General features: G+C 59.2%; 18 protein-coding genes. 9 read left to right on the top strand and 9 right to left on the bottom strand.

Annotation, left to right across the window (positions count from 1 at the left end; all coding sequences use genetic code 11):
• Positions 1 to 355 precede the first annotated feature (355 nt).
• Complete coding sequence (locus ACJO5Y_RS20475) at positions 356 to 2,599, top strand: NADP-dependent isocitrate dehydrogenase (protein WP_406989752.1); 2,244 nt, start codon at positions 356 to 358, stop codon at positions 2,597 to 2,599.
• Positions 2,600 to 2,829: 230 nt separating this feature from the next.
• On the opposite strand, the gene ybaK is transcribed toward ACJO5Y_RS20475, so the two are convergent.
• Complete coding sequence (gene ybaK / locus ACJO5Y_RS20470) at positions 2,830 to 3,297, bottom strand: Cys-tRNA(Pro) deacylase (protein WP_406989750.1); 468 nt, start codon at positions 3,295 to 3,297, stop codon at positions 2,830 to 2,832.
• A complete protein-coding gene (locus ACJO5Y_RS20465; RefSeq protein ID WP_406989749.1) occupies positions 3,294 to 5,957 on the bottom strand; it encodes an EAL domain-containing protein in 2,664 nt (887 codons plus the stop codon). The genes ybaK and ACJO5Y_RS20465 overlap by 4 nt, the downstream gene beginning before the upstream one ends.
• A gap of 274 nt (positions 5,958 to 6,231) precedes the next feature.
• On the opposite strand from ACJO5Y_RS20465, the gene ACJO5Y_RS20460 reads away from it, so the two are divergent.
• Positions 6,232 to 7,518 (top strand): serine hydrolase domain-containing protein, encoded by a 1,287-nt coding sequence (locus ACJO5Y_RS20460; RefSeq protein WP_406989747.1) that lies wholly within the window; start codon positions 6,232 to 6,234, stop codon positions 7,516 to 7,518.
• Between the two features lie 6 nt (positions 7,519 to 7,524).
• Here the strand turns inward: ACJO5Y_RS20460 and ACJO5Y_RS20455 are convergent, their stop codons facing one another.
• Positions 7,525 to 7,869 (bottom strand): hypothetical protein, encoded by a 345-nt coding sequence (locus ACJO5Y_RS20455; protein WP_406989745.1) that lies wholly within the window; start codon positions 7,867 to 7,869, stop codon positions 7,525 to 7,527.
• Between the two features lie 200 nt (positions 7,870 to 8,069).
• Here ACJO5Y_RS20455 and ACJO5Y_RS20450 point away from each other — a divergent pair, with 200 nt between their 5' ends.
• The gene (locus tag ACJO5Y_RS20450) at positions 8,070 to 8,324 is read left to right on the top strand and encodes a hypothetical protein (RefSeq protein WP_406989744.1); all 255 of its coding nucleotides are present in this window, start codon (positions 8,070 to 8,072) and stop codon (positions 8,322 to 8,324) included.
• On the opposite strand, the gene ACJO5Y_RS20445 is transcribed toward ACJO5Y_RS20450, so the two are convergent.
• Complete coding sequence (locus tag ACJO5Y_RS20445) at positions 8,318 to 9,319, bottom strand: hypothetical protein (protein WP_406989743.1); 1,002 nt, start codon at positions 9,317 to 9,319, stop codon at positions 8,318 to 8,320. The genes ACJO5Y_RS20450 and ACJO5Y_RS20445 overlap by 7 nt on opposite strands.
• Positions 9,320 to 9,486: 167 nt before the next feature.
• Here ACJO5Y_RS20445 and ACJO5Y_RS20440 point away from each other — a divergent pair, with 167 nt between their 5' ends.
• The 3 genes from ACJO5Y_RS20440 to ACJO5Y_RS20430 are packed head-to-tail and all read left to right on the top strand — an operon-like array spanning position 9,487 to position 14,017.
• Positions 9,487 to 12,990: a hybrid sensor histidine kinase/response regulator family protein gene (locus ACJO5Y_RS20440; protein WP_406989760.1), complete on the top strand. Its 3,504-nt coding sequence runs from the start codon at positions 9,487 to 9,489 to the stop codon at positions 12,988 to 12,990.
• A gap of 37 nt (positions 12,991 to 13,027) precedes the next feature.
• Complete coding sequence (locus ACJO5Y_RS20435; RefSeq protein WP_406989741.1) at positions 13,028 to 13,573, top strand: hypothetical protein; 546 nt, start codon at positions 13,028 to 13,030, stop codon at positions 13,571 to 13,573.
• A 30-nt stretch (positions 13,574 to 13,603) separates the two neighbouring features.
• Entirely contained in the window at positions 13,604 to 14,017 is a 414-nt protein-coding gene (locus ACJO5Y_RS20430; RefSeq protein WP_406989740.1) for a response regulator, read from the top strand.
• A 24-nt stretch (positions 14,018 to 14,041) separates the two neighbouring features.
• Here ACJO5Y_RS20430 and ACJO5Y_RS20425 read toward each other — a convergent pair whose 3' ends face one another.
• Positions 14,042 to 14,314 (bottom strand): hypothetical protein, encoded by a 273-nt coding sequence (locus ACJO5Y_RS20425; protein WP_406989739.1) that lies wholly within the window; start codon positions 14,312 to 14,314, stop codon positions 14,042 to 14,044.
• A gap of 595 nt (positions 14,315 to 14,909) precedes the next feature.
• Here ACJO5Y_RS20425 and ACJO5Y_RS20420 point away from each other — a divergent pair.
• Complete coding sequence (locus ACJO5Y_RS20420) at positions 14,910 to 15,149, top strand: hypothetical protein (RefSeq protein ID WP_406989738.1); 240 nt, start codon at positions 14,910 to 14,912, stop codon at positions 15,147 to 15,149.
• Between the two features lie 20 nt (positions 15,150 to 15,169).
• Here the strand turns inward: ACJO5Y_RS20420 and ACJO5Y_RS20415 are convergent, their stop codons facing one another.
• On the bottom strand, positions 15,170 to 15,706 hold the full coding sequence (locus tag ACJO5Y_RS20415; protein WP_406989736.1) for a 3'-5' exonuclease: 537 nt from the start codon (positions 15,704 to 15,706) through the stop codon (positions 15,170 to 15,172).
• 158 nt (positions 15,707 to 15,864) lie between these two features.
• On the opposite strand from ACJO5Y_RS20415, the gene queC reads away from it, so the two are divergent.
• Both queC and queE read left to right on the top strand, forming a co-directional pair.
• A complete protein-coding gene (gene queC / locus ACJO5Y_RS20410) occupies positions 15,865 to 16,530 on the top strand; it encodes a 7-cyano-7-deazaguanine synthase QueC (RefSeq protein WP_406989734.1) in 666 nt (221 codons plus the stop codon).
• The gene (gene queE, locus ACJO5Y_RS20405; protein ID WP_406989732.1) at positions 16,530 to 17,186 is read left to right on the top strand and encodes a 7-carboxy-7-deazaguanine synthase; all 657 of its coding nucleotides are present in this window, start codon (positions 16,530 to 16,532) and stop codon (positions 17,184 to 17,186) included. The genes queC and queE overlap by 1 nt, the downstream gene beginning before the upstream one ends.
• Positions 17,187 to 17,206: 20 nt before the next feature.
• Here queE and ACJO5Y_RS20400 read toward each other — a convergent pair whose 3' ends face one another.
• The 3 genes from ACJO5Y_RS20400 to ACJO5Y_RS20390 all read right to left on the bottom strand — a co-directional run bounded on the left by ACJO5Y_RS20400 (position 17,207) and on the right by ACJO5Y_RS20390 (position 21,166).
• The gene (locus tag ACJO5Y_RS20400) at positions 17,207 to 18,277 is read right to left on the bottom strand and encodes an AraC family transcriptional regulator (RefSeq protein ID WP_406989730.1); all 1,071 of its coding nucleotides are present in this window, start codon (positions 18,275 to 18,277) and stop codon (positions 17,207 to 17,209) included.
• A 122-nt stretch (positions 18,278 to 18,399) separates the two neighbouring features.
• Positions 18,400 to 19,287, bottom strand: coding sequence for an alpha/beta fold hydrolase (locus ACJO5Y_RS20395; protein WP_406989728.1), 888 nt, complete (start codon positions 19,285 to 19,287; stop codon positions 18,400 to 18,402).
• 109 nt (positions 19,288 to 19,396) lie between these two features.
• Positions 19,397 to 21,166, bottom strand: coding sequence for an ExeM/NucH family extracellular endonuclease (locus tag ACJO5Y_RS20390; protein ID WP_406989726.1), 1,770 nt, complete (start codon positions 21,164 to 21,166; stop codon positions 19,397 to 19,399).
• Positions 21,167 to 21,174 lie beyond the last annotated feature (8 nt).

Here is a 21,174-nt window from a genome sequence, read left to right as displayed (position 1 = left end):
AGCCACGCTTTCCGTTTTGGGGGCTTCCCCCGGCCATGCTCCGAGCCCCACAGCGCTCAGGAAATCCACGCTTTCCGTTTTGGGAGCTCCACCCGGACCCCATCCGAGCCCCCAAAAAAACCTACCCAATATCCGAAAGTTTCGTAAATTCCTGCCTTTTCATCGCCCTGTAACAGGTTTTAGCGCATTTTTAGTCCGTTGTTATACTAAGATCGTACCCAAAATCCGCGAAAAAATGGTATCTTAGTAGCCCTATCAAAAGTTCCCGTATCAGTCATTGCTCAGGTCGGGCGTTCACAAGACCTCTGACCCTGCCATGGCCGTCCTGAACTCACACACTAGCCTGAGGACGAAAATGACATCATCCAAAGCCAAGATTATCTACACCCTGACCGACGAGGCGCCAGCCCTCGCCACACGCTCACTTCTTCCCATCCTTGAAACCTACGCCAAGCCGGCCGGCATCGAATTCGGAACCAGCGACATCTCCCTGGCGGCGCGTATTCTGGCGGCGTTTCCGGATTACCTGGAAGAAGACCAGCGAGTTCCCGATGCCCTGGCGGAGCTGGGTGAGTACACCAACGATCCTGATGCCAACATCATCAAGCTGCCCAACATTTCTGCCTCCATCCCGCAGTTGCGTGCAGCCATCAGGGAACTGAACGAACAGGGTTACAAGGTTCCCGAGTACAAGGAACACCCTGAGACAGACGAAGAGAAAGAAGCCCAGTCCCGTTACGCCAAAGTACTCGGCAGCGCCGTCAACCCGGTGCTTCGGGAAGGCAACTCCGACCGTCGTGCACCGACCGCGGTCAAGGCCTTTGCCCGTAAACATCCCCATTCCATGGGTGAGTGGAGCCCGGCTTCCCGCACCCACGTGGCTCATATGCGCGGTGGTGATTTCTACTCCAACGAGCAGTCCGTCACCCTGGACAAGGCCACCAACGCCCGCATCGTGTTCGAGAACAGCAAGGGCGAACAGACCGTGCTGAAAGATGAGCTGCCACTGCAGGAAGGCGAAGTGCTGGACGGCATGTTCATGAGCAAGAAGGCGCTGATCAAGTTCTTCGAGGATGCCATTGCAGACTGCGAAAAGACCGGCGTTATGTTTTCCCTGCATGTGAAAGCCACCATGATGAAAATCTCCCATCCGATCGTCTTCGGTCACGCGGTGAAGGTTTTCTACAAGGACCTGTTCGACAAGTACGGTGAGCTGTTCGACGAGATTGGCGTAAATCCGAACAATGGTCTGTCCAGCGTGGTTGAGAAGATCAAGCAACTGCCGGAATCCAAGCAGGAGCAGATCCAGGAAGACCTGCACGCGTGCTACGAGCACCGTCCGGAAATCGCCATGGTGGATTCCGTTAAAGGCATCACCAACCTGCACGTACCGAGCGACGTCATCGTGGATGCCTCCATGCCGGCGATGATCCGTAATTCCGGCAAGATGTGGGCCCGCGACAACAAGCTCAAGGACACCAAGGCGGTCATGCCTGAGTCCACCTATGCGACCATCTATCAGGAAGTGATCAACTTCTGTAAGACCCACGGCGCGTTTGATCCCACCACCATGGGGACCGTGCCGAACGTGGGTCTGATGGCGCAGAAGGCGGAAGAATACGGCTCCCACGACAAGACCTTCGAAATGAAGGATGACGGTGTGGTGCGCGTGGTTGCCGCAGACGGCACCGTACTGACCGAACACAAGGTCGAGAAAGGCGATATCTGGCGCGCCTGCCAGACCAAAGACCTGCCGATCCGTGACTGGGTCAAGCTGGCGGTTAACCGCGCCCGTGCCACCGGTATGCCGGCGGTGTTCTGGCTGGACGACGAGCGTGCCCATGACGCCCAACTGATCAAGAAGGTCCAGACCTACCTGAAAGACCACGACACCGAGGGTCTGGATATCCATATCATGTCTCCGGTTCGCGCCATCCGCTGGACCATGGAGCGCCTGATTCGCGGCCTGGATACCATTTCCGTCACCGGTAACGTGCTGCGTGACTACCTCACCGACCTGTTCCCGATCCTGGAGCTGGGCACCAGCGCCAAGATGCTGTCTATCGTTCCACTGTTGAACGGCGGTGGCCTGTACGAAACCGGCGCCGGCGGTTCCGCGCCCAAACACGTGCAGCAGCTGCTGGAGGAGAACCACCTGCGCTGGGATTCACTGGGTGAGTTTCTGGCGATCGCGGTTTCCCTGGATGAGCTTGGGGAGAAGCACAGCAACGAGCGTGCACGCCTGCTGGGGCAGACCCTGGACAAGGCCACCGAGCGCCTGCTGGAGAACAACCAGTCTCCGTCCCGGGTGACGGGGGAGCTGGACAACCGTGGTTCTCACTTCCATCTGGCCCGTTACTGGGCGGAGGAGCTTTCCAAGCAGGACAGCGACAAGGAGCTGAAGGAGTTCTTCGGCAAGTTGTCCAAACAGCTGGAAGAGAACAAGGACACCATCCTGGAAGAGATGAGCGTGATTCAGGGTAATCCTGCGGACATCGGTGGCTACTATCACCCACCGGCGGACAAGGTTTGCGCGGTGATGCAGCCGAGCGAAACCCTGAACAGGATCCTGGCGGATGCTCGCGACTCTGTGAAGTAACGGCAGGGCTTGAAGAAAAACCGGGTGGCTGTGAGGCTGCCCGGTTTTTTTGTGGCTGGGAGTTGAGGTTCCGTAGCCTGCCTGATGGGTGCTTGGTCCCGGGGTGGGGTGCCTTTTCTTACGGGAAAAGAACTCGCTTCGCTCAGACACCTTTGTCCCTTCAGAAAAGGCTCCCCACCCCGCTCCCGTTTTGCAGTTCGGTTATAGCCATTGGTTCGGGTTGGCTGACTTCAGGCTTGTAAGGGCGCGAACTGTGCTGTGGTCAGTTTGGCCAGGTCTTCCGGTGACAGTTCGATTTCCAGGCCGCGGCGGCCGGCGCTGATGTAGATGGTGTCGAAACGCTGGGCAGAGTCATCAATAAAAGTCCTGAGCCGTTTTTTCTGGCCCAGAGGACTGACGCCGCCCAAGACGTAACCGGTGCTGCGTTGAACGTCCTGTTTGTCGGCCATGGTGGCTTTCTTACCCCCAGCCGCTTTGGCAACCAGCTTCATGCTCAGCATGGCGGTGACCGGTACCACGCCAACCGCCAGGTCCTTGCCATCAATAGCGACTACCAGGGTTTTGAATACTCTTGCCGGGTCTACTCCCATCTTCTCCGCAGCTTCGGTACCGAACGATTCGCTGGCGGGGTCATGCTGGTATTCGTGAATCCGGTGGCTGACTTTCGCCTTTTTTGCAGCGTTGATGCCTGGTGTCATGATTGGGATCGGGCTCCGCTAGTCCGTGAACGGGTGAAATCCTGCAAATCTTCCCATGACAGTGGGCGCGAATACCAGAATCCCTGGTAGCTGGTGCAGCCGAAGGATTTGAGCGTGTTGAACTGTTCCTCGGTTTCCACCCCCTCGGCGACAACGTCCATGCCCAGTTCATGGGCCATGGACAGGGTGCCCCGGGTAATCGCCGCGTCCCGGTGACTGGAGGTGATGCCGTTGATGAAGGTGCGATCGATCTTGATCTTGTCGACCGGCATATCCCGCATGTAGCTCAGACTGGAAAAACCCGTTCCGAAATCATCGATGGCGACCACCACGCCGAGGTTTTGCAATTCCCGCAGCTGTTTAATGGCTCCCTGGGGGTCGTCGAGGAAAACATTCTCGGTAATCTCCACAGACAGCTGTCCCTTTTCGATTCCATGTAGATCAATCAGTTGCGCTATTCGTTCCACCAGCCGATGGCGTTGGAACTGAAGCGGTGACAGGTTGATGGCGATGTTCGGTACTCCCAGCTCCGCAAGCCGTGAAATCATGCCGGCAGCCTCTGCCATGACCCACTCGCTGATGGGAATTATCTGCCCTGTGCGTTCCGACAGGGGAATGTACTCGGCGGGGGAAATAAAGCCACGGGTCGGATGTTTCCACCGTATCAGCGCCTCCACGCCAATGATCTCGAGATCGTTACCAAACAGCGGCTGGTAGAACAGCTGGAACTGTTTGAGAGTCAATGCTTCCTGCAGCTGCTGGCGCAGCGATACCTCGTGCTGGGCATGCTTGTTCAGGCTGTCGTTGAACCACTGCCAGGTGTTACCGCCCAGTTTTTTGGCCTGGTACATGGCCATATCCGCCTGCTGGACAAGCAACATGGCATGCGGCAGGGCCTCTTTGCCGACGGCGATGCCGATGGCAGCGGACAGGGTGACCTCGACGCTGTCGTACTGGAAGGGCTGGGCGAACTGGGCAAGGATAGCTTCTGCTACCTGATTGAGGTGAAAGCTGTCGTCCGGTGCCGGCACCAGGGCGACGAATTCGTCACCGCCGAAGCGAATCAGCGTGGCTCCGGTTGGCACCGCATTGGCCAGTCGGCGGGCGGTTTGCTCCAGGATCTGGTCGCCAAAGTGATGACCCAGGCTGTCATTGACCGGTTTGAACCCGTCCAGATCGATAAACATGACATAGAGGGAGTGCCCCTTGCCAAGGGTTTGCTGGCAGATGTCGGCAAGGTGCGCCTCGAGGTAGACCCGGTTGGGTAAACCGGTCAGGGCGTCATGGCTGGCCTGAAACGCCAGGGTTTCCTCCTGCTTTACCCGGTCACTGATATCGTTCTGCACCCCGACGAAGTGGGTAACTTCCTGGCGATTATCGCGCACCGGAGCGATGTACAAATCGTTCCAGAAGGTCGTGCCGTCCTTACGGTAGTTGAGAATGGAGGTATGCACTTCGCGGAACTCGGACAGCCTTTGCCGAATACGGCTTTTTGCTGGTTCTCCAGTGGCGGGGCCCTGCAGCAGGCTACAGCTGCGTCCCAGAATGTCCTCACGTGTGTATCCGGTTATGTTTTCGAACGCAGGGTTCGCATAGATCAGGGGAAAACCCGGCTGCCTGGCATCGGCGATGGTGACACCGTTGGCTGAAGCTTCCACCCCACGCTCCAGCAATCTCAGGCGGGCTTCCGTCTGCCTCTGTTCCGTTCGGTCCTTGGCAACGCCATGAATCCCCGTGACCTTGCCATCGACGACAATGGGCATGTTGGTGATATCGATATCGAGCACACCCCCGGAGCGTTGGAATACCTTGATTTCATAACGTTGCGGCACCCCTTCTTTAGCGCTCTCAAAATGCTCGCGCGTGCGCTCGACGTCCTCGGGAGGAACCAGCGCTTCGTAATGCTGCCCGAGAATCTCCGCTTCGGAATAGTGGATCAGGTCGCTGCCGGCCTGATTAAACTGGATGAACTTTCCGTCCAGGTCCAGAGTAAACACGGCGTCCGGGTTGTGGGTGAACAGGGACCGGAAATGCTGCTCATTGTGTTCCCTCAGAATGCGCTGGTTGTGATGTTCCAGCATCAGGCTGACCATGTGGCGGGTGCGCTCGATCAGTCGGGTCTGTTTCCTGTTAGGGCTTCGCTGCTGGTGAAAGTAGACGGCAAAGGTGCCCAGCAGGTCGTCGTTGGCGGCGATGATGGGAAAGGACCAGCAGGCCACCAGGTTGTACTGATTCAGCAGCTCCGTGTAAGGCACAAAGCGTTCGTCCTGTCGCATGTCTGCGATAATCACTGGCTGGCGGCGGAAGGCTGCCGTGCCGCAGGCGCCGGCATTGTCCTCAATCGGCATCGCCTCGAGGGCAGCGCGAAATTCAGCGGGAAAACTGGGGGCGGCCCATACGGACAGGGCGGTTCCCTGCTCGTCGGGCAGCATCACCGTGCACATGGCCCCGCTCACCTGATGCTCGATCAGGTAACAGACCTCATTGAGTTTGTCCTCCAGCGCTGCTTGCCGGGTAATCGCTTCAATGGCGGAGTACTGATCCCGAATCAACTGGTTGAGACGATGTTTTTCCAGGCGGTTATACCACCATAGCATCGTCGCCATCACAGCGATGGATAGCGTCAAAACGGACAGAGTCGCGGGTAGAGTCAGAGCCAAGGCTTACCTCATTTCCGGTCAGAAATCCGGTCAAAAGTCCGGACAGGATTCCGGAATACGAATCGGGTTTTTATTTTTAACCACTTTAGGTGAGTTTCGTCGGGAATGCATTGGGAGCCCGAAGGTTATGGTGTCGTTTCCGGAAGAGGCCCATAATCCCTGACAGTCGCGGTTGGAAAGACTGACATTCCCGCAACCGCCCTCCGGCCAATGTTCCGGCTCTGGCCAGCGTTGATCATGAAATAGAAACAGCAACCTGAACCAAGGCTTAGCGATGAATCGAATTGCCCGTCGAGCACTGCACACCTGCCCGGTCCCCAAGGACCTGTCCGCCATCACCTTTCGTGACAACAACGGAGAGAATCCGCAGGCCGCTGGCGTCGACCCCCAGGTGGTGGAAGACATCTGGCACAGCGTGGAGAGGCTCTACCGTACCGGCGTCCACCCCGGGATCCAGTTGTCCGTCCGCCACCGGGGTGAGCAGATACTGCACCGCGCCCTCGGCCATGCCTCCGGAAACGGCCCCCATGAGCCGGCAAACGCTGTTCCGGTGCCGATGACCACGGACACGCCCATTTGCTATTTCTCGGCGTCAAAAGCCGTGACGGCGTTACTGATGCATATGCTGTCGGAGCAGGGGCTGGTCAACCTGATGGATCCGGTATCCTATTATTGCCCGGAGTTTGCCGCCAATGGTAAGCGCACCATCACGGTGCATCAGATCCTCTCCCACCGTGGCGGGATTCCGGCCATCCCCAGGGAAACCCCCATTGATGTGCTGTGGAACCGGGACGAAATCTGGAAGATTCTGTGCGATGCCAAGCCGGTGGAAGTCGATGGCTCCAAGGTGGCCTATCACGCCATTACTGGCGGGTTCGTGTTGCAGCGGGTACTGGAAAAGGTGACCGGAGATACCATCGAGAATTTCCTGGACCGCCACCTGCGTCAGCCCATGGGCATGCGCTGGTTCACCTACGGAATTGCTGCGGACAAGTTCAATGATCTGGCCACCAATTACGCAACCGGCCCGACACCGCGTTTTCCGGTGTCCTGGATTGTGAACCGGGCACTGGGCGGTGACATTTACACCGTTGAGCAGGTGATTAACGATCCCCGGTTCCAGGAGGCGGTGATTCCGGCGGGTAATCTCTGTGGTACCGCCGAGGAGATGGGGCGCTTCTTCCAGATGATGCTGAATGGCGGTGTCTGGAACGGCAAGCGCATCTGCAGCGAGATCACGATTCGTCGCGCCATTCAGCAGTTCGGTTCGCTCCAGATCGACCGCACTATGATGATTCCCATGCGGTTCAGCGCGGGTATGATGCTCGGCGGCAATCCGTTCGGGTTGTGGGGGCAGCAGAGTCGCTATGCCTTCGGACACATCGGTCTGATCAACAAACTGTGCTGGGCTGATGCGGGCAGGGATATTTCCGTCAGCCTGCTGAATACCGGTATTCCCATCGTCGGCCACCATCTGCCGGCACTGGCGAAGTTCGTCTATACCGTGTGTGACCGGTTTCCGCTGATTCCCGAGGACCAGCGTCCCCTGATTGCGGCCTGAACCGGTTCAGAGCGTTTGTAACTGCTCTTCCAGTATGCCCAGCACTGACGACAGGATGTCGCGAAAATCCGTCAGTGTCTGGGTGCGCTGGATGACATCTTCCCGATACTCATCCAGCCTCTCAAGTTTTGGCACCACCCGGCGTATGCCCTCGGTGATCACTTCGTAGGGGTAATGATGATCCATCACGCTGAGCTTGTTTATCTCCGCCACTTCCTGACTGAAGATGCTGATGATGTCGTACAGCATGTCCTTGTGCCGGATGCAGCTGGCTTCCCAGTACGCGTCGTCCAGTAGCTCAAGCAGTGAGAGATATTCCCTCAGGGTATCGGCAACGGATGTCTGGCTCATGGGTGGCGCCCGTCTGGTTGGTGTGTTTATTCGTATACCCCCGAACTATAGCAGGAGAATGTGCGCCTGTTTTCAGGGCGCATAGCCCCTGCCGCACAAAATAGATGAAACTAAATTCATTATTATTGAGTTCTGTCCGACAGTTGTGCAAAATTCAAAGTGCGGTACGGATACCCACCACTCAATGGAAGAGACGCGTGATGGAAGACAACCTTCACATTCCCACCGGGCAGGACGATGCTCGCCTGGTCAAGCTGGACCACCACGACAGCGTGCGTTCCCACGTCCGGGCGCAGGTCAGCTCCGAGGTGGAACGCCTGGAGCGACGGATTGAAACCCTTCGCCTGGTCAGTGCCCCCCATGCAGCCATCATGATTTCCGCCTATGAGCGAATGCTGGATCGCAAGAAAGGCTTTCTGCGGAACTGGGGGCTACGGGACGGCGGCAGTTACTGACGGCGCCCGATGGCAATGGTGTCATAGCGGCGGGTCTCCTCGCCATTTTGCTGGTTGCCGCAATGGTCCGGGTTGGCGGTCACCTCCCCATTCTCTGCAATTGTCGGCGGCTCATCGCTGGAGGTAAACACCCGAACCTGCTGGTCGTTATAATCCAGCACGGCGCGGATGCAGTCAGGGTTTTCACCGTTGATGCTGATACCGCTGGCGCTGGTCAGAGTCAGTGTGTCCCGCTGGTTGCCAACGAACTCCTGTAGAAGCTCCACGTTGCCCAGGGTTCGGCCGGTAAAACTGGTGGCCGCAAACTCGGGCTGGTTGAAGCCGGCAGTGCCAAACGTACTGGCGTCGTAGCGGCCGCTCCATGATGCGCTGGCGACCTCTGCTACGGTTTCATCATCGTCCGCCGGTTGCCTGGCGACATACTGGGTTGCCCGGAAAACCTTGCCCAGGTTTGGTGTACTGGTCCAGTCCAGCATGGGATAGATCCAGGTGCGGTCGGCCGATGGCACGCCGGCGTCTCCGTTTGTTTCGCTGAAGCGGATCAGCGCATCGTTGGCGGGTGTGTTGTAGGTGGAAGCCTCACCTTCACTGACGCTGTCCCTCATCAGTTGCCGGCCTTCATTGAAATTGTCGACCGTACCCAGGCGAATAACTTCGTTGATCAGGTCCAGCGGGTTCCTCACGCTGGTGTAGTCAGTACCCTCCCCGTTGGGGGTGGCGCCGAGGAACGGATCCAGGTGTTCCCGCAGCACCCGGGCGGTGCCTTCGTCATCGCCTTCATTGGCGGGCTGGATGCCGCGGTAGAAATCCCGGAATATGGTGTATTGCAGAACCGGCGCCAGCCCCTCTGTGTCCTGGAGTCGGAAGGTCGTCAGGGGCAGGTCCACGTCCGTGGCCGGGTTGAGATAGCCGTCGCCTCCTGAACTGTCGGGGCCGCACCCCGCCAAACCCGAGGTGATGATGGCTGTCACGGCAATAACGCAGGCATGTCTCATTTCTGGTGGTCCCGAGGTGCGAAAAGGGCGTTTAAACGCTAAAGTGACGGTCTGCGGAGCGCGAACAGCTCGCCCCGGTCCGACTGCTGACAATAAACCATAAAACAGGTAGCTACCCTCGCGGAGATCACATTTTGCGGCAACGGCCACTGCCTATCCATCGATTGATGGGACCGATCCTTGCCCTGCTGGCGCTTTGCCTGTCTACCGTTACAGCCGCCAGTGACCAGTGCCAGGACGGCAACATTGTGCTGAACAGTGCGACGACGAGTGTGCGGGACCTGGGGAACTGCGTCTGGTTCCTGGAGGATCCCGACCATTCCCTGGGCTTCAACGACATTGTGTCCGAAACCGCTCCCGCTTTTACCCGCCATGAAGGTGGCGTGCTGAACTTCGGCTATACCGAGTCGGCCTACTGGGTCAGGTTTGATGTCCGGGTCGGTGCGGGTGCGGCGTTGTCGGACTGGATTCTGGAACTGGCGCTGCCGTTGGTGGACGAGGTGGTGCTCTACGTGGTGCAGGATGGTGAGCTGGTCGAGCAACGCCGGGCCGGTTATGAGGGAAGCTGGTCCTCCCGTGATCTGGCGGTGCCCAATCCGACGTTCCGGCTCTCGCTGGCGGCGGGGCAGCCCGCCCGTATTTACCTCCGGATTACCAACACCAACACCTTTCGCTTGCCCATCTCGCTCTGGCACCCGGACAGCTACATTGAAAAAGTATCGGTGGACGAGGCCGTGCGCGGCATCCTTCTTGGCAGTATTCTGGCCATCCTGGCCTACAACCTGTTTGTTGCGGTATCGGTACGGGAACGCAGCAATATCTATTATGTGCTCTACCTGGTGTCGGCCACGGTGTTCATCGCCACTGAGCAGGTGCATGGTACCCAACTGTTTGCCGAGCGACCGGCCTTCCTCGACAAGGAATACCTGCATTTCCAGATCATGATGACCTGGTTCTGGGGCCTGTTGATGGCCCGGTCGTTGCTGGAAACCCGGGAACGGTCGGCGGGCCTGGACCAGGTGATCCGACTGTGCCTTTATTCGGTGGTGGTGACGTTTGTGCTGTCGTTCTTCCTGCCCTACCACCTGGCCATGGAGTGGATCGTGCTGGGCTCCATACTGCTCAGCGTCCTGATGATTCTGGTGAGTTACCTGTCCTGGCGCTATTACAACCCGGCTGCCCGCTCCTATTTCTTTGCCTGGACGCTGGCTCTGGTCGGGTTTGGTATCTACGCGCTGACAGTCACGGGGTACCTGCCGGTGAACATGTTCACATCCTACTCGCCCCAGTTTGGTCTGACGGCGCAGATCATTCTGTTCTCCTTTGCCCTGGCGGATCGAATCAAGCAGGTGCAGGGGGAAGCGCTGGGCTGGAGCGAACGTGCCCTGGCCAACCTGCGCCGGTACCAGTCACTGTTTGACAATGCCATTGAGGGGGTCTTCCAGATGTCCCTGGACCGGCGCTTTGTGACCGCGAATCCGGCGATGGCAAAACTGATGGGTTATCACAGCAGTCGTGAACTGCTGGAAGACAACCCTGACGTGCTGACCACCTGTTTTGCCGATGAGCGGGTGCGGCGGCGGGTGGTGGAGCAGCTGGAGACCCGGGGAACCGTGAAGGGGATAGAGGCCCGCTATTACACCCGCTCCGGCACCGAACGCTGGGCTACGATTTCACTGCATGCAGTATACGACGCTGCCGGTCTGCCGGCCCATCTGGAAGGCACCTGTATCGATGCCACCGAGCGGCATCAGCGCCAGCGTATTGAACGGGAGCGGGAGCAGGAACGGCTGGAAAAAGAGCTGGCCCGCAACTCCGCAGAGGCCAAGAGTCAGTTCCTCGCCAACATGAGCCATGAGATCCGCACGCCTCTGGCGGCGATCATCGGATACGGCGAAACCCTTCTTGATCCGGGACTGAGTGAGCGCGAAAAGCACAGCAGCGCAGAAACGGTGGTGCGTAGCGGCCGCCACTTGCTGGATCTGGTGAACGACATTCTCGATCACTCGAAGATCGATGCCAACAAGCTGGATGTGGACATTGTGTCTGTCGACCTCCCGGAGCTGCTGGAGGAGGTTCGTGCCTTCTTTGCTCCCCGGGCCCGGGAAAAGGGCCTGGATTTCCAGATTCACTGCGCCTTTCCATTGCCGGAAACCATTCGCACTGATCCTACCCGCTTCCGCCAGATCATCATCAATTTGTGTGGAAATGCTCTGAAGTTTACGGAAAATGGTGGAATATCCATGGAAGTAAGCTGCGATCAGCAACGGGAGCAACTGGTGGCCCGGGTGCAGGACTCGGGGATCGGCATGAAGCCCGAGCAGCTGGAGCGATTGTTTGACCCCTTTGCCCAGGGCAGCGCCGCCATTGCGCGTCAGTACGGAGGCACGGGGCTGGGGCTGAGTATCTCGCGCCGGCTGGCGCAACTGCTTGGCGGTGAAATCCGTGTGTCCAGTACCTATGGCGAGGGTAGCGAGTTTGAAGTGTCTATCGCCACCGGAGCGTTGGAAGGCGTTCATTTCCTGCGTGATGCCTCGGAGCTCGGCCAGCGCCGGCGGACCATACCCATGGCGCAGGCGCAGGCGCCCCGCTTAAGCGGTCGTATTCTGTGCGCGGAAGACAACGAGGTGAATCGGCGGCTGGTATCCCTGCTGGTTGATCGTACCGGAGCGGACATCGTGCATGTCAGCAACGGCGCGGAAGCGCTGGAAACCGGTATCCGGGAATCCTTCGACGTTATTCTCATGGACATCCAGATGCCGGTCATGAATGGTCGTGACGCAACCGCCGCCTTGCGGGAAGCGGGGATAAACACGCCGATTGTTTCGCTTACAGCCAATGTGATGGCCGAAGATATCGCCGATTACCGCGCCGCCGGCTGTAAGGAACATATCGCCAAGCCTATCGACAGGCAGCGTTTTTACGAAGTACTGGCGCGTTACCTGAAGGTTCTGCCCACGCCCTGCCATGGTGCTTCGCGCCGGTATCAGGGTACGGTGCTGGTGGCGGAGGACAACGACGACAACCGCCAGTTGGTTGAACGCATGCTGCGTCGACAGGGGGTAGAAGTTATCACGGTCACCAGTGGCGACGAGGCGGTGCGCACCGCCCTGTCGGCCTCTGTACAACTGGTGTTGATGGATCGACACATGCCGGGGATGGATGGGGTGGAAGCGACCCGGCTGTTGCGGGAAGCCGGGTTCCGGCGACCGATTATTGCCTTTACGGCAGGTGACCAGCAGGAAATCGAGGCGCTCAGTGCGGCCGGCTGTGATGGTGTCCTGCACAAGCCCATAGACATTGGGCATTTACTGGCGTTACTGGACCGGACCCTGACGCCCGCGGGGGAAGCAGGTGAAAGTTTCCCTGAAACCGGCGAAGATAGTGATATCCATGGCCTGGTGGTGCAGTTCCTGTCCGGCCTGGAGACCCGCCAACAACGGATGGACGAAGCCCTGGCACAGGCGGATGCCGGAACCCTGAGGCAGGAAGCACACCAGATCAAAGGTACGGCGGGGGCCATGGGTTACCCGTCGATGACCCGTCAGGCCGGCGCACTTGAGGCCATTCTGAGGGACGGGGAACCGGACTGGGATGGTGTTCGCAGCGAGCTGTTCCGGCTCAATGAGATGATTGATCAGGCCCTGAAGGGCCAGCAAGCGCGGACCTGATGACCCATTGGCAAGTATCAATAACGGGAACCGGATAATGAGTGACAGTCAACAACGGCAGGAGCAGCATTCCCTGAGCATGATGTACGGCACCTACGCGGATATCCTGTTTGTGCTGTTCCCGTTCCTGGTGATCACCATGCAACGGCTGTGGGACGGTAACCTGGCGGATATCCTGATGCGACCGGACCTGAGCATTGCCGCTGCCATCCTGGCGGGACTGGCGATTGGCAAGTTTGTTCTGGGTCTGGTCAGTAATCGTGATCTGGGCCGCTTCAAGGAGCGGATTGTGTTCTTTATCGCGCTGACCCTGTTTGTGGTGCTGGGTCCCGCAATTATTCTGATGCTGAGTATTGTGGGTAGCGGCAACGTACCGGGGTTCGTCGCGTTCGTGCAGCCGGTCCTGTTGATTATCGCGATCTCCCTTTACACCACCGCAGTCAGCATCAGCAATATCCTGACCTGGGAAAGTCCCGGAGACACAGACACCAGCCGATCCGGGGGGCTGCACGGTCCGGCAGCGCCGGCCGCCGGCCACGAACCATTGGCCATCCCGCGCCGCACAGACAGTGACACGGTTTGAATCGCGATCAGGATGTTAAGGAGAAAACCGATGAATGAACTCAGAGTGCTGGTGGTGGAAGACGAGCCTGTGATGCGTGAGAGTCTGGTGCAGATGCTGCTCAAGGCCGGTGCTACCGGCGTTGAATCCGCCCCGGATGCGGCGGGTGCCCGTGCGGCGTTTGATGCTGCGGAGTTCCAGATCATCCTGCTGGACCTTGGGTTACCGGATGGCAACGGCCACGATTTGATGGCGGAGTTCAAGGCAGTGAAGGAGAGTCAGCATGTGGTGCTGGTGACGGCGGATGATTCCATCGACAGTATCCAGAAGGCGATCAGTGCCGGGGCCAATGGCTACGTGGTGAAGCCCTACTCCCAGGATAAAATACGCGATGTGCTGAACAACTACGCCATGGTTCACGGTGGTGACCTGGCGATGATGCAGGGCCAGGGCCGTCAGCATTGACCGGCCCGGACCCGGATTGGCGGGTTACGCCACCTGACGGGCAATCCACGAGTTGTAGCGGGTTGCCAGTGCCCTTACATACCGGGCTTCCGCGCCGCCAAGGTTGCCAAGGACACCATTGAAGATCCAGCCCCGCTCGTACAGACCCAGCACCCGCTGTTCGTCGTCCAGGTTAACGCGCTGATTCAGTTTCTTGCAGATGGCATCCAGCAGCGGCAGCTTGTCAGGACGCCTGATCGCGCCTTGGTGGGTGCCGGCCGGCTGGTTTGCTGCACGTGTTGTTGGATGTCTTTTCATGATGTTCTCCTCGTCGTTTTGCGGCTGCAAAAACAAAAACCCCGGTGCCTTGGCAACCGGGGTCTGGCGGAGAAGCTGGCCCGGTCGCTCGAAAGGCTCCCGGGACTGACCGAAAGCCGTTAGTTGTCTTTCACCATAGCGAGTACACACTGGCCGGCGTGGCAGCCTGCGCCCGTGTAGGTCATGGAATGTCGGATAACGTGTTGCATGGTGTCTGACTCTGTTCCGGCGGTGCTTGAGGCACCGGTCTGTCGGCGGTTATCGGTTTCGGTACACTGATCAGTGTATAGCCTGTCGGCGGGTTTGCAAGAGGCAAGACGCTTCGGCAAACCCCTACAGACGGCGTGGTGAGAACTGATCATAATTCGTCCTGTCACGTGTTTTACGTTGTGCAATCCTTGGTGTCAGCCACCCAGACGTGGGGCACCATTTGGATCTCTCCTTTCGACGCAGCCTTCTGGGCTGCGTTTTTTTTTGGATAGTGGTTAATTCGTAGCCACTAGTTCGTACAGAATTTCCCCTCTGTTTCGTCGATAATACGCTTGCTAACCAATTATTCATCTCAACAGATATTCAGAGGTTGAAACCTAAGAAAATGCCTGACGAATCAGGATCTGCCAGACAAAAATTCCGTTCACACGTTGTTATCGAAATGTTCCTGGTCGCGGTACTGGCCGTGTATCTGCTGATGGCCAGGGGACAGGTTGTGGGGGATGACCTCACGTTTACCATGGTAGGCGCGGGCCTGATGGTCCTGGTCACCTACTGGACCCTGAATACCCTTCGTGATGGTCTGGAAGTCATTGCCGTTCGCGCCGGTCGGCTGAAACACTGACGTCCGTTGACGGGAGTGGGTCAGGCCTGGTGGCTCTGACCCGGGACGGTCTGTACGCCGCCGGCATCCAGATCGATCTGTTCCCAGGTTTTGTGCAGGATCAGTGCGTCGTTGGCGGCGCGGTGGACCGGTAAGCCCAGCTGGTTGATGACATCCTGGCGGATGGCGGACCAGTGCCTGACCTGAACCGAATTCAGCAGCATGGATATGGATTCCAGCTGAAAGGCCGGTTGTACGCCGGCAACCCGGTACAGGCGATGCAGCCAGAAGCTGTCAAAAGTCCAGGCGTCACAGAACACCTGGTCGGGGAGCAGTTCGTTGAGACTGTTTGCCACCTCCGTAACCGGGGTGCCTTCGTTTTCCAGCGTGGACCTGTCGATGCCGTGAATCCGCTCGGCGCTTTCCGACCAGTCCTGCCAAAGCACATGGGGGCGAATCAGCCAGCTGTGAAGTTGTCCGTCGGGCAGACAGATCCCTACCTCGATCGGGTAACTGGCAATAAGGTCGAGGCTGGATGCCTCGAAATCGATAAACGCTGGCCTGGTTTCGGAGTTCATTCTCTCTGGTTTTTTATTGATGTGCCGTGATTTGAGTTTACCCGCCCCATTGTTCAGACGCGAACCCATCGTGTCGTTCCACTGTTACAATATGCTCATCGAATGTAAAACCCCAATGACAGCCAAGTGCTTGTTATGGGTACTAGCGGGAACCACTGATGTCTGAAACTGTTGTTGTTATTTATTCCGGAGGGATGGATTCCTTCACGTTGTTGCACCTCGCCCGCGCCCGCGGCTATCAGGTCCACGCCCTGTCCTTTGACTATGGTCAGCGCCATGTCCGTGAGCTGGAGTGTGCGGGCAAGGTCTGTAACGACGCCGGTATCCCCCACAAAATTATTGATATCCGTGCGCTCGGAGCGGTCATGGCCGGGTCGGCCCTGACCTCCGACGTTAACGTGCCCGAAGGTCACTACGAGGAAGACTCGATGAAGGCGACCGTCGTGCCCAACCGCAACATGATCCTGCTGTCCCTGGCGACCGGTTATGCCGTGACCGCCGGGGCCAGTGCGGTCTGGTATGGCGCTCACGGCGGGGACCACGCGATTTACCCGGATTGTCGCCCGGCATTTGTCGAAAAGATGGATGCCGTCTGCCGCGTGGCAAATTACGAGTCGGTGGGAATCGAGGCGCCGTTCATGGCCATGGACAAATCAGAGATCCTCGCGGAAGGGCTGAAACTGGGGCTGGACTACAGCCAGAGCTGGACTTGCTACAACGGTCGTGACAAGGCCTGTGGCCGTTGCGGTTCCTGTGTTGAACGCCTTGAAGCCTTTGCCGCCCATGGCCTGGTTGATCCGCTGCCGTATGAGGATGGGGTCTGATGTACAGGGTCAAGGAAGCCTTCTACACCCTTCAGGGTGAGGGTGCCCAGGCTGGTCGTGCCGCTGTGTTTTGTCGGTTCAGCAAGTGCAACCTGTGGACTGGCCGCGAGAAGGACAGGGCGACTGCGGTGTGTGACTTCTGCGACACGGATTTTGTGGGAACCGATGGTCAGAACGGCGGTCGTTTTGACACCGCCGATGATCTGGCCGCCCATATTCGCAAGCTGTGGCCCGACGCCCCTGGCCGCCCCTACGTGGTGTGTACCGGGGGAGAGCCCCTGTTGCAGCTGGACCGGGATCTGATTGCGGCCTTTCACCGTTCGGGCTTTGAGGTTGGCGTGGAAACCAATGGCACCCTGCCGGCGCCGGAGGGTATTGACTGGCTGTGTGTCAGTCCGAAGGCGGATGCCCCGGTGGTGATTGAACGCTGTGACGAGCTGAAGCTGGTTTTCCCCCAGCCCAAGGCCATGCCTGAAAGATTTATGAACATCCTGGCGAGCCATTATTTCCTGTCGCCGATGGCCTCTCCGTCGGCACCGGAAGGCGGAGCTGATTCGCTAAAGCAGAGCAATACCCGCAAGGCCACCGAGTATTGCCTGGCTCACCCGCAGTGGCGGCTGACGCTGCAAATGCACAAAATCATCGGTATCGACTGATCCCGGTCAGGTCTTCCGGTTCAGGCTGTCGCCCGCATGGACGACGGAGCCTGAGCCTTGACCGGCTGCAGCGCCTGAGCGCGGTAGTGACTCGGGCTGGTGCCGGTCCAGCGTTTGAATGCCCGGGTGAAGTTGGCGGCATCGGCATAGCCCAGCACATCCGCAATCTGGCTCAGATTCATGCCGGTGTTCTTCAACAAATCCCCTGCTCGCTCCAGGCGGACATGGTCCACCAGATTCTGGAAACTGGCGTTCTCCTCCTGCAGGCGCCGTTTCAGCGTGCGCTCGGATACGAACAGGGTGGCCGCCACCCTTGCCAGCTTGGGAGGAAACGGGTGGCTGGTCTCGATCACCCGCCGTACCCGGCAGGCAAAACCGGCGTCCTCGGTCAGTTGTTTCAGGGCTTCCTCACATTGCGCCCGCGAGGAGGCTGCCAGTTGGGCGTCGCTGAAACGCACCGGCATGCTCAGCTGTGCGCGGGGAATGACCAGGGCATCTTCCCGGGATTCGTAGCGTACCGGCACCGGAATATGCTGGCGGAAGCGCTGGAAGTAGCCGGGCTCCGCACCCCTGCGAAGGATGGCAGAGCCGGGAACGGCAGTGCCGGTCAGCTGAGCGCCCATGGACACACAGCCGAACAGCATGGCATCCATGATAAACCCGTGCAGAGGGCCCAGATCAACGCCACAGGACACGTTGAACAGTACGTTGTTGCCTTCCTGGCGACGGGACACCGTCAGATGGGGAGCTCTCAGGGTCAGATAGCGGGTCATCAATTCCAGGGCTTCGTCCAGTGAGCGGCTGCTCATGACGGCGGTACCCAGAGCGCCATGGAGCGGCAGCTTGAGCTCCCGGGCCAGCATGATGCCAAGGCCGGGTTCGCCGCTTTCGATGATGGCGCGGGTCACGAATTCACTGGCCTGGGCCTGGCTGACACGCAGGTCCGTTGATTTCAGGCGGGCCGGGTCGAGACCGACACGTAGTAGCAGGGCCCGCTCATCAACACCAATGGTGTTCAACAGCTCCGCTAGCAGGTGCAGGTATATGGCCGGCATGCCCAGATCCTGAACGGTCGATACTGAGGCGCGCATGGTTTTTCCTCGTTTTATGCTGTTTTTGTTATGTAAGGGAATGACATCCAGCCACGATTATGACCGTTACCCTGGCCCAGCCCCATGACTTCGCTGACGGGTCAAGAGGCCATACAGGCCAATCACTGCTGGTGGCGATCAATGAATGTGGCCAGGGTCGCAGCCGAACGTCCGGGGTTTTCCAGCATGGGAAGGTGACCAACACCGGGGAAGACATGAATGTCGGCTTCTGGCGTCGCGCTGCGGAACCAGTCCACGCAGCAGGTCGGGGTAATGACGTCGCGGTCACCCCACTGAACCTGCAACGGTGGCGTGTCTTTGCCCAGGTAGCGGGCCGGCGCCAGCGCGTCCGCCAGCATGTCGTTGAAAATATGCCGCAGGGCATCGCCCCGTTGCAGCAGATCCGGGCCCAGCAGACCGGTCATGGCAATGCCCATCATCGTGGGTTTGCCATTGCCGACGCTGTTGAACATGCGGTAGACGCCGGTCCAGTCCCTGGGTATCAGGATTTCGTCCCGGTCGGATTCGAACGGCGCGTCAATATCGACACCGGCGTGTTCCGGAATACCTGCGCTGTTCAGCAGGGTCACTGTGCGGGGCGCCGGCTCCATGCGGTGCGCCAGGATGGCGGCAATCGCCCCGCCCATGGAGCTGCCGGCAATATGAATGTTGCTGGTGGGGAAGGTGGCCAGCCAGTCCCTCAGTCTCAGGGCCTGGGCCTCGTAACGGTAACTGGCATCATTGCGGTACTCGCTTTCACCGAGCCCGGGAAGGTCGGGGGCCAGGATGTGCCAGTCCCGGGGCAGCTTCTGCAGCCAGAATGCCCAGTTCTCCTTCATCGCCGCGAAACCGTGGATCAGCAAGACCGTGGGTTTGTCGGCCGAGGGGGTTCCGCGCTCCAGATACACCATACGGTGACCGTCAACCATGGTTTCCCTGCGTTTGGCCTGAAGCATCCAGCGCTGGCCGGTGCGGGCCAGGGGCCAAAGATTCGGGGTAGGTACTTTCATTGTGTTGTTCCGATGCCAGGGTATGGAACCAGTGTACCGTTATGGCAAGGATGGACGATGGCCTTGCCGCCCGCGAGTGGCGGCAGCCGAGCAATTGCGGAACGGGTGTTCAGAGAGCGAGATCGGTGATGACCGGGTTGTGATCAGAGGATCGCCAGGGAAAGTCCTCCGGGGTTTGAGCGGCATTCCGGTAGCCCAGCGCCCTGGGCTCATCGGCATTGGCAGTCCAGCTCCAGGCGCCGGTCACCCTCGGCGCCAGCGCCGGTGAGGCCAGTGCGTAATCCAGGCTGCCATGACGCCCCCGATAGCGATAGGTGTGGTGCGGGCAGCCCGTGGCCGTACAGGGGTGAAAGTGGTGAACCATGCTGGTGTAGCCCGCCTGGTAGAGCACCTGCAGTGGTTCCTCCCGGGTGTAGCTGTTCAGGTCACCGGTGATCAGGGTGCCTGCCAGGCCCTGGGGTTGCGGCAGTTCGCTTGCCCAGCGCACCAGGGCACGGGCGGCGGTGGTGCGGCGGTGATTGTAACAACCCTGGCCATCACCCTGATCCCGGTTGCTGTCGCTGGCGCCGCGACAGGCTTTGGATTTCAGGTGCGGAACGATAATGCGGACACTGCGGCCATGTTCCAGTGGCCGGAACACCTGGGCCAGGGGGCGCCGCCCCAGTCGGTTGAAGGGACCGGTGACCAGTCGTTTCGCTGGCCCCACCGGTGCCACGCGATCGGCCCGGTACAGTAAGCCGGTCTGAATGGCATCGTTACCGGCGTCTTCATCCGATATGACATAACGCCAGTGGTCGCCCATTGCCTGCGCCAGCGTCGCCAGGGCGCTGTGTTTCCCGTGGCCATCATTCTCGAGCTCCGTGACAGCGATGACGTCGGGGTCGGGTAGCGTCAGGGCGGCGACCAGTCTGCGAGACTGTTTTGCAAACTGAGAGGATGTCTCCGCACCGCGTGGTGTGGGGAAGCCGCTGCCCTGACCGTCGCCGTTGAAGTAGTTCTCCAGGTTCAGAGCCACCAGGCGCAAACTGGTTTGCGGCGCTCGTTCAGGGGCTTCCGGACGACGATTGTCCTTGTGAAAGCGGGGGGCGGTGATGGGTTGGAGGCGCCAGGCGTCAAAGCGAAAATCGAGCACGCCATCCAGGGCGCTCACGGTATCGCCCGCACGCACGGTGTTGTTGGCTGATAGCGACGGAGTCGGCCAAGGTGTTGGATCGGGGTTGCGTACACCTTGATTGTCGTCCAGCAACAGCCGGTGCTTTTGCTGGTGCTGCCGTAGTTCGATGGCCTCCGGGCCGGGATCGAGAATGTCGGTCGGTATGCTTTGAGGCGCACTTGCCAGGGTCAATTCGCCGTAGCGGGCCAGTTGGTAGTTATCGATGACGGTGAGGGAGCCGGCCACGGCCACCCGCATGTTTTCCAGGTGTTCCGGCGGGTGATTACCGGGCCAGGGCAGCCGGACGGTGACCGGCTCCGGTAACCTGGCTTTGCCACAATCCAGCACCTGCCGGATATCGGTAAGCTCCGTCAATCCATGGAATTCCTTGACCTTGCCACTCACCCGCACACGGCGGCCTGCTTTGGCGGTTGTGCGGTTGGTGTAGACAAACAGGCCTTCGGAAGTGGCCGGGTTGTTATCCGTCTCCCCATCGGCCTGTTGCAGGTAAAAGCCGCGAAAGCCACCCCGGTGGCGGGAATCCAGGGTGATGATTCCCTCGACGGTGACCTTTTTGCCCGCCAGCGGGGAGCTTTCCTGATGGCCCTGGACCTGAGAGATAGCGGTTGCGGGAGAACCACAGCCAGCGGCGATGGCTCCGGCAGGAAGCCAGAGCATCAGGGCTGTGAATGCTGTGATAAGGCGATTGGTGGCGTGTAATGTCACCGGCCGAT

It is taken from the genome of Marinobacter alkalisoli, assembly GCF_045449855.1.
In the GTDB taxonomy this organism is placed as follows: Bacteria; Pseudomonadota; Gammaproteobacteria; order Pseudomonadales; family Oleiphilaceae; genus Marinobacter.
The sequence above is the reverse complement of the archived record's forward strand: the minus strand, read 5'-3'. Positions and strand labels throughout refer to the sequence as shown.